General features: G+C 65.0%; 11 protein-coding genes. 4 read left to right on the top strand and 7 right to left on the bottom strand.

Annotated features, from left to right (window positions below; all coding sequences use genetic code 11):
* Positions 1-64: 64 nt before the first annotated feature.
* The 4 genes from iolD to BHMPCIPO_RS02475 all read left to right on the top strand — a co-directional run bounded on the left by iolD (position 65) and on the right by BHMPCIPO_RS02475 (position 4,719).
* Positions 65-1,918, top strand: coding sequence for a 3D-(3,5/4)-trihydroxycyclohexane-1,2-dione acylhydrolase (decyclizing) (iolD, locus tag BHMPCIPO_RS02490; protein ID WP_173515303.1), 1,854 nt, complete (start codon positions 65-67; stop codon positions 1,916-1,918).
* 255 nt (positions 1,919-2,173) lie between these two features.
* Positions 2,174-3,073 (top strand): myo-inosose-2 dehydratase, encoded by a 900-nt coding sequence (gene iolE / locus BHMPCIPO_RS02485; RefSeq protein ID WP_173518060.1) that lies wholly within the window; start codon positions 2,174-2,176, stop codon positions 3,071-3,073.
* A 266-nt stretch (positions 3,074-3,339) separates the two neighbouring features.
* Positions 3,340-4,140, top strand: a complete 801-nt coding sequence (gene iolB / locus BHMPCIPO_RS02480; protein ID WP_173515302.1) for a 5-deoxy-glucuronate isomerase — start codon at positions 3,340-3,342, stop codon at positions 4,138-4,140.
* 159 nt (positions 4,141-4,299) lie between these two features.
* Positions 4,300-4,719: a GFA family protein gene (locus tag BHMPCIPO_RS02475; protein ID WP_173515301.1), complete on the top strand. Its 420-nt coding sequence runs from the start codon at positions 4,300-4,302 to the stop codon at positions 4,717-4,719.
* Positions 4,720-4,783: 64 nt separating this feature from the next.
* Here the strand turns inward: BHMPCIPO_RS02475 and BHMPCIPO_RS02470 are convergent, their stop codons facing one another.
* From BHMPCIPO_RS02470 to ntrB, 7 genes are all read right to left on the bottom strand, one after another.
* Positions 4,784-5,479 (bottom strand): DUF2268 domain-containing putative Zn-dependent protease, encoded by a 696-nt coding sequence (locus BHMPCIPO_RS02470; RefSeq protein WP_173515300.1) that lies wholly within the window; start codon positions 5,477-5,479, stop codon positions 4,784-4,786.
* An 86-nt stretch (positions 5,480-5,565) separates the two neighbouring features.
* A complete protein-coding gene (gene cysG / locus BHMPCIPO_RS02465) occupies positions 5,566-7,068 on the bottom strand; it encodes a siroheme synthase CysG (RefSeq protein WP_173515299.1) in 1,503 nt (500 codons plus the stop codon).
* Positions 7,040-9,697 (bottom strand): nitrate reductase, encoded by a 2,658-nt coding sequence (locus BHMPCIPO_RS02460; protein ID WP_173515298.1) that lies wholly within the window; start codon positions 9,695-9,697, stop codon positions 7,040-7,042. The genes cysG and BHMPCIPO_RS02460 overlap by 29 nt, the downstream gene beginning before the upstream one ends.
* Positions 9,698-9,699: 2 nt before the next feature.
* Complete coding sequence (nirD, locus tag BHMPCIPO_RS02455; protein ID WP_173515297.1) at positions 9,700-10,035, bottom strand: nitrite reductase small subunit NirD; 336 nt, start codon at positions 10,033-10,035, stop codon at positions 9,700-9,702.
* Positions 10,036-10,039: 4 nt separating this feature from the next.
* On the bottom strand, positions 10,040-12,499 hold the full coding sequence (nirB, locus tag BHMPCIPO_RS02450) for a nitrite reductase large subunit NirB (protein ID WP_173515296.1): 2,460 nt from the start codon (positions 12,497-12,499) through the stop codon (positions 10,040-10,042).
* Between the two features lie 4 nt (positions 12,500-12,503).
* A complete protein-coding gene (locus tag BHMPCIPO_RS02445; protein WP_173515295.1) occupies positions 12,504-13,304 on the bottom strand; it encodes an ABC transporter ATP-binding protein in 801 nt (266 codons plus the stop codon).
* A 14-nt stretch (positions 13,305-13,318) separates the two neighbouring features.
* Positions 13,319-14,212 carry a nitrate ABC transporter permease gene (gene ntrB / locus BHMPCIPO_RS02440; RefSeq protein WP_173515294.1) on the bottom strand — a complete coding sequence of 298 codons (894 nt, stop codon included), beginning with the start codon at positions 14,210-14,212 and terminating at the stop codon, positions 13,319-13,321.
* Between the last annotated feature and the right edge of the window lie 29 nt (positions 14,213-14,241).

Genomic DNA, 14,241 nt, shown 5'->3' with positions numbered 1-14,241 from the left:
CAATCGTCGACGATGCTGCAGACAGGTGGAACGGGACGATTCCGCCACGAGGAGGAAACAGAATATGAGCCAGAAGACCGTGCGCCTGACCATGGCACAGGCCGTGGCAAGGTTCCTGACCCGCCAGATGACCGTCATCGATGGCAAGAGGGTGCCGATTTTCGGCGGCGTCTTCGCCATCTTCGGCCATGGCAATGTCGCGGGCGTGGGCGAAGCGCTGCATGCGATCAAGGACACACTGCCGACCTATCGCGCCCAGAACGAGCAGGGCATGGCGAACGCGGCAATCGCCTTCGCCAAGGCGAGCTTCCGCCGCCGCTTCATGGCCTGCACCACCTCGATCGGCCCCGGCGCGCTCAACATGGTGACCTCGGCGGCACTCGCCCATGTCAACCGCCTGCCGGTGCTGCTCCTGCCCGGCGATGTCTTCGCCAATCGCCGCCCTGACCCGGTGCTGCAGCAGGTCGAAAGCTTCGGCGACGGCACGATCTCGGCAAACGACTGCTTCCGTCCCGTGTCGCGCTATTTCGACCGCATCACCCGGCCCGAACAGATCATTCCGGCGCTCCGCCGCGCCATGCAGGTGCTGACGGATCCCGCCGATTGCGGCCCGGTGACGCTGTCGCTCTGCCAGGACGTGCAGGCGGAAGCCTATGACTATCCGGAAAGCTTCTTCGACGAGAAGGTCTGGGTGCCGCGCCGCATCGAGCCCGATCTCGACGAATTGGCAGCTGCGGTCGCGGCACTCAAGCAAGCGAAGAAGCCCATCATCATCGCCGGCGGCGGCGTGCTGTACTCGGAGGCGACGAAGGAGCTCGGCGACTTCGCCGAACGTCACGGCATTCCGGTCGTCGAGACGCAGGCCGGCAAGTCGGCGCTGCCGCACTCGCATTCGCTCAACATGGGTTCGGTCGGCGTCACCGGAACCTCCGCTTCCAACGCGCTCGCCGAGGAAGCCGATGTAGTCCTCGCCGTCGGCTCGCGCCTGCAGGACTTCACCACCGGCTCCTGGGCGCTCTTCAAGAACGAAGGCCTCAAGATCATCGGCCTCAACGTCCAGCCCTTCGATGCCGGCAAGCACAACGGCCTGCCGCTGATCGCCGATGCGCGCGCCGGTCTCAACCGCATCTCCGGCGGGCTTGGCAGCTACAAGGCCGATCCGAGCTGGACCGCCAAGGCGAAGGCCGGCAAGGCCGAATGGCTGACGGCTGCCGACAAGGCGACGGCCACGACCAATGCGGCCCTTCCCTCCGACGCCCAGGTGATCGGTGCCGTGCAGCGCGCCCGCGGCGGCAAGAACACGACGCTCGTCTGCGCCGCAGGCGGTCTGCCCGGCGAACTCCACAAGCTCTGGCAGGCGGAAGAGCCCGGCAGCTACCACATGGAATACGGCTTCTCGACCATGGGCTACGAGGTTGCCGGCGGCCTCGGCGTCAAGCTTGCCAAGCCCGAAAGCGACGTCATCGTCATGGTCGGCGACGGCAGCTACATGATGCTGAACTCGGAGATCGCCTCCTCGATCATGCTCGGCGCCAAGTTCACCATCGTGCTGCTCGACAATGCCGGCTATGGCTGCATCAACCGGCTGCAGATGGGCACCGGCGGCGCCAACTTCAACAATCTGCTGAAGGACACGCATCACGTGGAGCTGCCGCAGATCGACTTCGCGGCGCATGCCGCCGCCATGGGTGCCGTCACCCGCAAGGCCGGCTCGATCTCCGAGCTCGAAGCGGCACTCAAGGAGACCGCGAATGAGACGCGCACGACCGTCATCGTCATCGACACCGATCCGCTGATCACCACCGAGGCCGGCGGCCACTGGTGGGATGTCGCGGTGCCGGAGGTCTCCGGCCGCAAGCAGGTGAATGAAGCGCGCGAGGGCTACGAGAAAGCCCTCACCGCCCAGCGCTTCGGCTGATCAAGAAGTTAGCGCTCGCGTTCTTGTACGCGAGCGCTTCTGCATGTCGGGCAATGCCCGGGAGGACGAAACAGAGAGAACGGCCCCTCACCCTAGCCCTCTCCCCGCACGCGGGGAGAGGGGACACCAGAGGGCGCGGCATTTCCCTTCTCCCCGCCTGCGGGGAGAAGGTGGCGGCAGCCGGATGAGGGGCCGCCTGAGTGCTAAAACAGATAACGACGAAGCGACCGCTTCAGCAGACAGAAAGTGAACGACATGATCCGCTACGGAACCAACCCGATCGCCTGGAGCAATGACGACGATCATTCGATCGGCGCGCATCTGACGCTCGACGATTGCCTCTCCGATTGCCAGAAGATCGGCTTCGACGGCATCGAGAAGGGCCACAAGATGCCTGCTGATCCGGAGGCACTGAAGCAGAAGCTCGCGTCCTACGATCTCGTCTTCGTTTCCGGCTGGCACTCGACCAACCTGCTCACCCATGACGTCGAAGCCGAGAAGAAGGCGATCCAGCCGCATCTCGACCTCCTGAAGCACAATGGCTGCAAGGTGGCGATCGTCTGCGAAACCTCGAACGCCATCCATGGCGACGATACCAAGTCGGTCACCAACGACAAGCCGGTGCTGCCGGCCGATCAGTGGAAGAAGTTCGGCGCCGACCTCGAAGCGATCGCTGAGTATTGTGCCGACCAAGGCATCGACCTCGTCTACCACCACCACATGGGCACGATCGTCCAGACCGGCGAGGAAATCGACCTGCTGATGCAGAACACCGGTCCCGCCACCAAGCTGCTGCTCGACACAGGCCACGCCTGGTTCGGCGGCTCCGATCCGGCCGAGGTGGCGAGGAAATACATGCACCGCGTCCGCCACATCCATTGCAAGAACGTGCGCCCGGCCGTTCGTAAGGTCGTTGAGAGCGAAGGCCTCTCCTTCCTCGAAGGCGTGCGCCGTGGCGTCTTCACCGTTCCGGGCGACAGCGAGGGCGGCGTCGACTTCCTCCCCGTCCTGAAAATCGCCGCCGAGCACAATTATTCCGGCTGGCTGGTGATCGAGGCGGAACAGGATTCGGCCGTGCGCAACCCGTTCGAGTACCAGTCGCTCGGCCTGAAGTCGCTGAAGGCCTTCGCCAAGGAAGCCGGGCTCGACAAGTAAGCCCGCGCTTTCGGTTGCCGGGCTTGACGGGGAATGCCCCTCATCCACGCGGTGAGGGGAGCCCCTCATCCGGCTGCCGCCACCATCTCCCCGCTTGCGGGGAGATGGGAAACGCCGCACCGTCTGAGGCTTTTCCTGCGAATAGGGAAAGGCTCGCGGCATGCTCCAACCGTCCCCTCTCCCCGCCTGCGGGGAGAGGGTTAGTCCTCGGGTTAAACCCGAGGAGAGGGCAAGCCCCGCAAATTCGAAGACCTGGAGACCGTCCTATGTCCAAGCTGCTCGTCAAACCGAAGGCCAAATCAGGCCTCATGCAAAACGTGACGCCGGAGAGCGCCGGCTGGACCTATGTCGGTTTCGCGCTCGAACGGTTGAAGGCCGGGGAGACGACCGAAGGCGAGACCGGCGACAGGGAAGTCTGCCTGGTGCTGGTTTCCGGCAAGGCGAAAGTTGCCGTCGACGGCGAAAGCTTCGGCGAGCTCGGCGAGCGCATGACGCCGTTCGAGGGCCAGCCCTATGCCGTCTATGTGCCGAAGGGCAGCCGCTGGCAGGCAACGGCGGCCTCCGACCTCGACCTCGCCATCTGCTCTGCGCCGGGCGGCGACGGCTTCAAGGCGAAGGTGATCGCGCCGGGAACGCATCCGCAGATGACCCGCGGCAAGGGCACCAACACCCGCTACGTCACCAACATCATGCCGGAGGATGACGGCTCGGCGCAGTCGCTGCTCGTCGTCGAGGTGATCACGCCCGGCGGCCACACCTCTTCCTACCCGCCGCACAAGCACGACCAGGACGACCTGCCGGCCGAGAGCTACCTGGAAGAGACCTATTACCACCGCCTGAACCCGCCGCAGGGCTTCGCCATGCAGCGCGTCTACACCGACGACCGCTCGCTGGACGAGACCATGGCGGTCGAGGACGGCGACGTAACGCTGGTGCCGAGGGGATATCACCCCGTGGCTGCAATACACGGCTACGACGTCTATTATCTCAACGTCATGGCCGGACCGAAGCGTACCTGGAAGTTCCACAACGCCCCGGAACACGAGTGGCTCTTCACAGGCGTGTAAGTTCATACTTACGCACTCGCAGCACCATGCTTCCAGCCGGTCCGGCCACTGGCGACCGTCGTCGATCGTCCGGCGTGAGCCATTCCAAGCTCAAACGCGGAAAGCGGCATACACTTTTTGCCGCTCCGCTCTAGCTTCCCTGCTTTCAGGGAGGCCTCCATGCATATCGACGGGCAATGCCACTGCGGCTACGTAACCTATGAGGCCGAGATCGATCCTGCCGATGTCGCCATCTGCCATTGCACCGATTGCCAGCAACTGACGGGATCCGCCTATCGCGTGACCGCCGGCACGGCGCGTGAGAATTTCCGGCTGACCGGCGGCGAACCGAAGCTCTACGTCAAGATCGCTGAAAACGGTCGCCAGCGGCTGCAGTTCTTCTGCCCGAACTGCGGCTCGCCGATCTATACGACCGGCACGGACGAGGACGCGTTGGAAGTCGGCATCCGGGTCGGCACGATCAACCAGCGCCGGGAGCTCAGGCCGCGGTCACAGATCTGGTGTTCCTCGGCACTGCCCTGGATCGGCGACGTCGGGAGGTTGCCCGGCCGCGATCGCGACGAGGCGCCTTACGCATAGATCACGATGGTTTTGGGGCGGGATGCCGGCGGAAGACCGCACACAGTCTTCCCGCTCCAGCCGCTCAAGCGGCGGCCAGTGGGCCTTCCTTCAACAACGCCCAGGCTTCGCCGACGACAACCGATGCAGGCGTCGCCGTCATCTGCGACGGGCGTGCATCGGGGTTCGCGGCGAGATAGGTTTTCACGAGGTGATAGCCGATCGTATAGCCGGCCCAGCGCGGCGGTGTGCGATCGCTGCCGAAGAACCAGCCGGCATGATCGTAGCTTTCCGCCCAGAGTTCCCGCTCGGCACGCTCCAGCAAACCTGCCCAATCGCCCGCGGTAATCGCGTGGTTCCAGGCATGACCGTCGCCGCCATTGATCTCGACATCGAAAGCATCCGCAAGACCTTCGGTGACCAGAGCTTCACCCAGCTTGGACCCGTAGCCGCAGGTCGCGTGGTGGAAGGAATGGTGCAGTTCATGTGTCAGCATTTTCCGCAATTCGTCGGCAGCCAGACTGGCTTCGAAATTGTCGTTGCCGGGATCGAGCGTGAGGAAAACGAGCCCTCGGCGATAACAGCCGCCCGCCACACCAAGTTCGGGAATGGTCTCACCCGGCCTGTTTTCGACGACGATATCGATCGGAACGGCACTGTCCGCGGCTGGGACGCGCGCGCCGACCCGCTCGGCCGTGTCGCACACCTGGCGCATAATCTCTTCGCGCCAACGGGCAAGCGATCCATCGGCCTCAAGGAAGTGAACACGCAAGTCCAGCATCTGGCGAATCTCCCGTCAGCGACATCACTATCGCACGGCAAGGTAAGCCTACGGCCGGCGATTGCAACGCCGAGTGAGGGAAAGCTTCAACCGGCAAGCGAACCTGCGGCAAGAGGCGCAGGTCGGACAGTGACCATCGGCAGCCGCCTGACGCCAAAAGCGGCACCGATGCCGATCAGCACCGGGTCATCATAGCCGATCACGGCGATGCCGGCGGCAAGGTCGTGCAAGGTCCCCTGCCAGCGCCGCTCGTTGCCGCGGCTGACATTGGCCGAGATGACGACCGGGGTCTCGCCGGATAGCCCCTCCTCCTGGAGGCGCGCGGCGATGGCGGGTGCGGTGCGTCCGCCCATGTAGAAGACCGTCGTGGTCCTTGGGTCGGCCAAAGCCCGCCAATCCATGTCGGCGGGCAGGCCGCCGTGGCGGGAATGGCCGGTGACGAAACGCACCGCCTGGGCATGGTCGCGATGGGTGAGCGACAGGCCGAGACGCGCGGCCATGGCACTCGCGGCGGTGATGCCGGGCACGACATCGACCGGGATGCCCTCGTCTTCCAGCCGCGCGATCTCTTCGCCGGCCCGGCCGAAGATCATGGGGTCGCCGGCCTTCAGGCGAACGACGCGTTTGCCGGCGCGCGCCAGCGCCACCATCATGTCGTTGATGTCCTCCTGCCGGCAGCTTTCGCGCCCGCCGCGCTTGCCGACCAGCATGCGCTTGGCCTCGCGGCGGGCGAGTTCCAGAACCTCGTTAGAAACGAGATCGTCGAACAGGATGACGTCGGCCGCCTGCAGCGCTCGGACGGCTTTCAACGTCAGATACTCGCTGTCGCCGGGGCCGGCGCCGACGAGCGTCACGCGGCCGGTGGCGGCATGGTTCGCCGACAGGCGCTCCATCTCCGCCACCAGTCGCGTATCGACACCCTCCTCCGGTGTCGCCTGAAAAGCGAGATCGACGAAACGCTCCCAGAAGGCGCGGCGCGGCGCACCGGGCTTCAGCCGCACATTGACCTTGTCCCGCAGCGTCTGCGCCAGCACCGCCCAATCCTTCAGTACCGGCGGCAGCAGCGTCTCGATACGGCGGCGGATCGCCTGGGCGAGGATGGGTGCTGCGCCATCGGTCGAGATCGACACGACGACCGGCGAACGGTTGACGATGGAACCGAACTGAAACTGGCAGAAAGCGGGTTTGTCGATGACGTTGACCGGCACGCCGGCCCGTTGTGCCGCCTCAAAGAAGGCTTCTGCCTCCTCCTCGCTCTCGCAATCGGCGACCGCGAGCGCCGCGCCAGCAAGGGCATCTCCTTGCCAGACCTCATTGTGATGCACGAAGCAACCGGAGGGATGAGCGGCACCCTGCCTGATCAATGCCGCGCAGACCTCACCGAGCTCTTCCGTCGGCGCATAGATATGAACTTCGGCGCCGCAGGCGGCCAGCAGCTCCGCCTTCCAGGCCGCAGGGTCGCTGCCGCCTGACACCACGACGCGCTTGCCTTCGAGCGACCAGAAGACCGGGAGCTTGGCGAGTGCAGCCATGCGCGCCGGCTCGGCGCGCGATTGCTTTTCATTCCGCAGCGGCAGCAAGGCATCCATCGATGATCCCCCTGATTTCGGCGCGGCAGGAGCCGCAATTGGTTCCGGCGCTCACGGCCTGTCCGACCGCTTCGACCGAGCGGCAGCCGCCACGGACGGCGGCGACGATCTGGTTGACGCCGACGTTGAAGCAGGAGCAGACGGTCGCGCCCGGGTCGGGCCTGTCGGCACCGGGCCGGCCAGCAACGAGCGCGAAGCGCATGCGCAAATCTGGGTGCGAGGCGCTGAGCTGCTCGACCGCCCAGTTGCGGGCGACCGCCACGGGCTCGGGCGCGAGAAAAAGCGCCAGCAGCAGGCGATCGCCGTCGAAGAAGGCGAGCCGCCTTTGACCAGAGGGGCCGTCGGCGTAGCCGATGGGCTCGATATCTTGAGGCAAACCGAAGATCTGGTGGCACCAAGCGACCCAATCCTCCGGCGTCTCTTCCGCGGCAAGTTCCAGACGCCAACCGCCCCTCGCCTTGGCGACGGCCCAATAGCCGAGATCAAGACCCGAGGGTTTCGCCGCGCTGACCGCGAAGCCATAGGTCGAGGCGGAAAAGCGGCTGATCGCGACGGCGACGTTCTTGGAGGCCGGCTGGCCGGAGACCGGATCGGTGACCGGCGGGACAAGGGCATCGACGCGCGCCTTCGCGGCGAACTGGTCGTTCCAGTGCATGGGCACGAAGAGATTGCCGCGCGCCTGACGCTCGGTGATGAGCGCCCGGACGATCGCCGAACCGTGGGGGCTTTCGAGCACGACGAGATCGGCTGGCGCAATTCCAAGGTCCATCGCGTCGCGCGGATGGATCTCGACAAAAGGTTCGGCGAGATGAGCCGAAAGCCGCGCGCTCTTTCCGGTGCGAGTCATCGTATGCCAGTGGTCACGCACGCGGCCGGTATTCAAGGTGAAGGGAAAGGCCTCGCTGACGCGATCCGGCACGGCGCTCGCCACTGCCACGAAGCGGGCACGCCCATCCGCGTGGAAGAAGCCGCCATCGGCAAAATAACGGGTCTCAGCCTTCGGCCTCTCCTGTGGTTGCGGCCATTGGAATGGCGCGAGCGCGTCATAGTCGGCAGCGTCGATTTCAGCATGAGCGCCGATATCGAAATCACGCCGCCCGTCATTCTCGAAGCCAGAAAGGCCGGCATGCTCGGCAAAAATCTCGGCGGGCGAGGTAAAGGCGAAGGCACCCTGGAAGCCCATGCGGCGGGCTACCTCGGCAAGCTGCCACCAGTCAGCGCGGGCTTCGCCGGGAGCCGCAAGGAAACCACGCTGGCGGGAGATGCGACGCTCGGAATTGGTGACCGTGCCGTCCTTCTCGCCCCAGCCGAGCGAGGGCAGCAGCACATGGGCGTGGCGGGTGGTGTCGGTTTCTCGGAGCATATCGGAGACGACCACGAAGGGACAGGCCTTGAGGGCGGCCTCGACGGCATCGGCATCCGGCATGGAAACCACCGGATTGGTCGCCATGATCCAGATCGCCTTGATGCGACCGTCGGCGACGGCGTCAAACATGTCGACGGCCTTCAGCCCCGGCTTGGCGGCGATCGACGGCGCGCCCCAGAAGCGGCGCACCTGATCGCGATGCCCCGCCTTCTCGATATCCATGTGGGCAGCCAGCATGTTGGCGAGGCCGCCGACCTCGCGACCGCCCATGGCGTTGGGCTGGCCGGTGAGCGAAAACGGCCCCATGCCCGGCCGGCCGATGCGGCCGGTGGCGAGATGGCAGTTGATGATCGCGTTGACCTTGTCGGTGCCGGAGGAGGACTGGTTGACGCCCTGGCTGTAGCAGGTGACGACCTTTTCCATCGTCTCGAACAGGCGAAAGAAGGCGGTGATTTCCGAGATTTCGAGCCCCGTCGCCTGCACAAGAGCGGCCTGGTCGAATGCACCCGCTGCGGCGACGGCTTCGGCAAAGCCGCTGGTGTGGGTGGCGATGTAGGATTGGTCGACAGCAGGGCTTGCCGCCAGATGGGCGAAGAGCGCGTTGAACAGCGCGACATCGCCATCCGGCCGGATTGCCAGATGCAGGTCGGCGATATCGGCGGTCATCGTGCGGCGCGGATCGATCACCACCACGCGCATCTCGGGTCGCGCCGCCTTGGCGGCGGCGAGGCGCTGATAGAGCACCGGGTGACACCAGGCGAGATTGGAGCCGGTGAGCACCACGAGATCGGCGAGTTCCAGGTCCTCGTAGCAGCCGGGCACGGTATCCGAGCCGAAGGCTCGGCGATGGCCGGCAACGGACGAGGACATGCAGAGCCGCGAATTGGTGTCGATATTGGCCGAGCCGATGAAGCCTTTCATCAGCTTGTTGGCGACGTAGTAGTCTTCGGTCAGCAACTGCCCGGAGACATAGAAGGCGACCGAGTCCGGCCCGTGTTCGGCGATCGCCTGGGCGAAACGCGCGGCGACGAGATCGAGCGCCTCGTCCCAGCCGGTCTGCTTGCCGCCGATCTCCGGATGCAGCAGCCGGCCGTCGAGGTCCAGGGTCTCGGCCAGCGCCGAGCCCTTGGAGCAGAGCCTGCCGAAGTTGGCGGGATGATCGGCGTCGCCGCGGACGGCGACGGCGCCATTATCGGTGACCGTTGCGATTACGCCGCAGCCGACGCCGCAATAGGGACAGGTGGTCTTGACCTCCCGCTCCATGGCTATTCCGCCGCGACCAGCAGGCTTTCGAGCGCGATGTAGAGCGCGCCACCGTCGATGCGCACGGGGATCGTGCGCACCGCGCCCTCGTCCGCCCCAAGCGCCTTGCCGGTTTCGAGCGAGATCACCCAATTGTGCAAGGGGCAGGTCACCGCCGCGCCGTGGACGATGCCCTGCGACAGCGGCCCGCCCTTGTGCGGGCAATGATCCTCGATGGCGAAGACGTCGTTTTCGGCGGTACGGAACACGGCGATCTTGCCCTGGGGCGTCTTCACGCAGCGCGCGCCCCTCAGCGGAATGTCGGATATGTCGCCGATCGGATGCCAGTTCATGTCCATCACCTCACTCCGCAGCTTCAGAAAACCCGACCGTCGCCATCGGCCGGAACTCGTGTTTGTCCTTGCCGGAGACGCGCTCCGACCAGGGGTCGACCTGGGCGAATTTCTGGCTGAAGACGAAGCGATCGAAATAGGCCTTGCGCTTCTCGGCATCGCCGATGATCTGACGGCGGATTTCGTCGAGGCCGACGCGTTTCGCCCATTTGTAGATACGCTCGAGGTAGCGCGCCTGTTCGCGATACATCTGCGTCAGCGCCACGATATGCTCCAGCGCCTCGTCCTCCGTCTTCACGAGGCCCAAGACTTCGGTGCCCTTGATGTCGAGCCCGGCCGCGCCGGCGAAATGGATTTCGAAGCCGGAGTCGACGCAGACGACGCCGATGTCCTTGCAGGTGGCTTCCGCGCAGTTGCGTGGACAGCCGGAGACCGCCATCTTCAGCTTGGCCGGCGTCCAGGAACCCCACATGAACTTTTCGATGCGGATGCCGAGGCCGGTCGAATCCTGGGTGCCGAAGCGGCACCAGTCGGAGCCGACGCAGGTCTTCACCGTGCGCAGCCCCTTGGCATAGGCTTGGCCGGAGACGAAGCCGGCCTTGCCGAGATCGGCCCAGACCGCCGGCAAGTCTTCCTTCTCGATGCCGAGCAGATCGATGCGCTGGCCGCCGGTCACCTTGACCAGAGGGATCTCGAACTTGTCGACGACGTCGGCAATCGCACGCAATTCCTGCGCATTGGTGACGCCGCCCCACATGCGCGGCACGACCGAATAGGTGCCGTCCTTCTGGATATTGGCGTGGACGCGCTCGTTGATGAAACGCGACTGGTAATCGTCGGCATATTCGTCCGGCCAATCGCAGACAAGGTAGTAGTTGAGCGCCGGACGGCATTTGGCGCAACCGCAAGAGGTCTTCCATTCCAGTTCCTGCATGACCGCGGGAATGGTCTTCAGGCCCTTGGCCTTGATCAGCCGGCGCACGTCGTCATGGCCGAGTTCGGTGCAGGTGCACATCGGCTGGACGGCGGCCGGATTGTAGCTGTCGCCCAGCGTCAGCGACATCAATTGCTCGACGAGGCCGGTGCAGGAGCCGCAGGAGGCGGACGCCTTGGTATGGGCGCGCACGTCGTCGAGCGAGGTCAGGCCCTTCGCCCCGATCGTCTGGACGATCTTGCCCTTGCAGACGCCGTTGCAGCCGCAGATCTCCGCATCATCCGGCAAGGCTGCAACGGCCGCCATAGGGTCCAGCGGAGACCCTCCCTGATAGGCCTGGCCGAAGATCAGGGTTTCGCGCATGGCGGAAATGTCGGTCGCTCGCTTCATCAGGTCGAAGAACCACGAACCGTCTGCCGTCTCGCCATAGAGCACTGCGCCGATGATACGGTTGTCCTTGAGGACCAGGCGCTTGTAGACGCCGGCCGTGGCATCGCGCAGCACGATCTCCTCGCGCCCCTCGCCGTCGGCGAAGTCGCCGGCCGAGAAGAGATTGATGCCAGTGACCTTCAGCTTCGTGTTGGTGACCGAGCCGTGATATTCCGCCTCGCCGCCGGCCAGTCGATCGGCAAGCACCTTGGCGCTCTCGTAGAGCGGGGCCACGAGGCCATAGCACGTGCCGCGATGTTCGGCGCATTCGCCGAGCGCGTAGATCGAGGCGTCGGAGGTCATCATGCCGTCGTCGACGACGATGCCGCGGTTGACGGCGATCCCGGCCTCCTTGGCGAGACCGGAGGCCGGACGAATGCCGACCGCCATGACGACGACCGTGCCTTCGATGATCCGGCCGTCCTCGAGTTCGATGCCTTCGACCTTGCCTTCGCCGATGATGCGCTTGGTGTTGGCCTTGGTGATGATGTCGATGCCGCGTTCGGTCAGCGCCTTTTCGAGCAGATAGGCGGCCGCCGGATCGAGCTGGCGCTCCATGATCGTCGGCATCAGGTGGATGACGGTGACGTCCATACCCTGGCGCTTGAGGCCGTAGGCGGCCTCGAGGCCGAGCAGGCCGGCACCGATGACGATGGCGCGGCCACCCTTGCGGCTGGCATCCAGCATCTTCTCGACGTCGTCGAGATCGCGATAGGCCAGCACGCCTGGCAGATCATGTCCGGGAACGGGGATGATGAACGGGCTGGAGCCGGTGGCGATCACCAGCTTGTCGTAGCCGACGGTGATGCCGTTTTCCGAAGTGACGGTGCGGGCCGCCCGGTCGATCTGGCTGACCTTCGCGCCCTTGTGCAGGGTCACGCCGTGGGTCTCGTACCAGGCGTCGCCGTGGATGACGATATCCTCATAGGCTTTTTCGCCCGACAGCACCGGCGACAGCATGATGCGATCATAATTGACGCGCGGCTCGGCGTTGAAGATCGTCACCGCATAGCGGCCCGGCGCCTTTTCGAAGAGTTCTTCGAGCATGCGGCCCGGCGCCATGCCGTTGCCGATGATCACGAGCTTCTCGGTGGTTTGGTCGGCCATGGGATCACTCCGCAGCTTCGACGAAGCGGTGGCGCTCATAGAGGAACTTGAGCACGGCTTCGCGGCATTTGAGGTAGGTTCGGTCGCCGGCAAGCTCGATGCGCCGGCGCGGACGGGCGAGCGGTACGTCGAGGATTTCACCGATGCGGGCCGAAGGGCCGTTGGTCATCATGACGATGCGGTCGGAAAGCAGCACCGCCTCGTCGACGTCGTGGGTGATCATCAGCACGGTGTTGCCGAGTTCGGCATGAATCTGCATCACCTGATCCTGCAGATGCGCCCGCGTCAGCGCGTCGAGCGCGCCGAAGGGCTCGTCGAGCAGCAGCACCTTCGGCTCCATTGCGAGCGCGCGGGCGATGCCGACGCGCTGCTTCATGCCGCCGGAGATTTCGGAAGGGCGCTTCTCGGCCGCATGCGCCATCTGCACCAGTTCCAGATTGCGCATTGTCCAGTCGTGGCGCTCGGCCTTGCTCTTCGTTGCCGAGAAGACCTTGTCGACGCCGAGGCGGACGTTCTCGTAGACCGTCAGCCAGGGCAGCAGCGAATGGTTCTGGAAGACGACGGCGCGGTCTGGTCCCGGCTCGTCGGCGACACGGCCGTCGAGCAGCACGACACCTGTCGTCGCCTGAGTCAGGCCGGCAACGATGTTGAGCAGGGTCGACTTGCCGCAACCGGAATGGCCGATGATCGAGATGAACTCGCCCTTATCGACCGACAGCGAGACCTGCTTCAGCACCTCGGTGCGGGTACCGCCGCGCTCGAAGCTCTTGTCGATCAGTTCCAGCGAAAGATAGCTCTTGGTCATGGCTTTCCCCTCTCTCAGGCGGTTGCAGTGCCGCGGGTGACGATGCGGCCGACGAGGGCGATGAGGCGATCGAGCAGGAAGCCGACGATGCCGACATAGATGAGCGCGACGATGATGTCGCTGATCAGCGAGGAGTTCCAGGCGTCCCAGATGAAGAAGCCGATCCCGACGCCGCCGATCAGCATTTCGGCCGCGACGATCGCGAGCCACGAAAGGCCGATACCGATGCGCAGACCGGTGAAGATGTAGGGGGCGGCAGCCGGCAGCATGATCTTGGCGAAGTACTCAAGGGCGTTGAGGCGCAGCACCTTGGCGACGTTCTGGTAGTCCTGCGGGATGTTGCGAATGCCGACGGCGGTGTTGATGATGATCGGCCAGATGGCAGTGATGAAGATTACGAAGATCGCCGACGGGTTGCCATCCTGGAAGGCGGCCAGCGACAAAGGCAGCCAGGCCAGCGGCGGTACGGTGCGCAACACCTGGAAGATCGGATCGAGCCCGCGCATGGCAAGCTGGCTCTGGCCGACCAGCGCACCGAGCGCGATGCCGACGACCGCCGCGAGCGCATAGCCGATTGCGACACGCTGCAGGCTCGCCGCGATGTGCCAGAAGAGCCCCTGGTCGACACCCTGGCCGACATAAAAGGGATGGGCGATCAGCTCCCAGCTTTCCTCCAGCACGCGCGTCGGCGACGGCAGGCTGGAATCAGGCGCCGAACAGGCTATCTGCCAGGCGACGAGGATCAGCGCCAGCGTGACGAGAAGCGGCACGATGTTGGTGGCAGCGGCAACGAGTCTCGCAGTGAGCGGCCGGCCGCTACCGACCCTGGCCGAGCGGGTGAACGCGATGACGCGCGCGGCTGGCCGAGGCATAGCGTCCTGCTTGAGTTTGAGATTGGTGACGGTCATGCCGTTCTCCTTGGAATTCGGAACGGATG

The sequence above is a fragment of the Ensifer sesbaniae genome, from assembly GCF_013283665.1.
GTDB classification, from domain to species: Bacteria; Pseudomonadota; Alphaproteobacteria; order Rhizobiales; family Rhizobiaceae; genus Ensifer; species Ensifer sesbaniae.
This window is presented reverse-complemented; position numbering and strand designations above follow the sequence as displayed.

Coding starts and splice junctions, on each gene's coding strand:
- iolD (WP_173515303.1), top strand. CDS start 65: ATGAGCCAGAAGACCGTGCGCCTGACCATGGCACAGGCCGTGGCAAGG.
- iolE (WP_173518060.1), top strand. CDS start 2,174: ATGATCCGCTACGGAACCAACCCGATCGCCTGGAGCAATGACGACGAT.
- iolB (WP_173515302.1), top strand. CDS start 3,340: ATGTCCAAGCTGCTCGTCAAACCGAAGGCCAAATCAGGCCTCATGCAA.
- BHMPCIPO_RS02475 (WP_173515301.1), top strand. CDS start 4,300: ATGCATATCGACGGGCAATGCCACTGCGGCTACGTAACCTATGAGGCC.
- BHMPCIPO_RS02470 (WP_173515300.1), bottom strand. CDS start 5,479: ATGCTGGACTTGCGTGTTCACTTCCTTGAGGCCGATGGATCGCTTGCC.
- cysG (WP_173515299.1), bottom strand. CDS start 7,068: ATGGATGCCTTGCTGCCGCTGCGGAATGAAAAGCAATCGCGCGCCGAG.
- BHMPCIPO_RS02460 (WP_173515298.1), bottom strand. CDS start 9,697: ATGGAGCGGGAGGTCAAGACCACCTGTCCCTATTGCGGCGTCGGCTGC.
- nirD (WP_173515297.1), bottom strand. CDS start 10,035: ATGGACATGAACTGGCATCCGATCGGCGACATATCCGACATTCCGCTG.
- nirB (WP_173515296.1), bottom strand. CDS start 12,499: ATGGCCGACCAAACCACCGAGAAGCTCGTGATCATCGGCAACGGCATG.
- BHMPCIPO_RS02445 (WP_173515295.1), bottom strand. CDS start 13,304: ATGACCAAGAGCTATCTTTCGCTGGAACTGATCGACAAGAGCTTCGAG.
- ntrB (WP_173515294.1), bottom strand. CDS start 14,212: ATGACCGTCACCAATCTCAAACTCAAGCAGGACGCTATGCCTCGGCCA.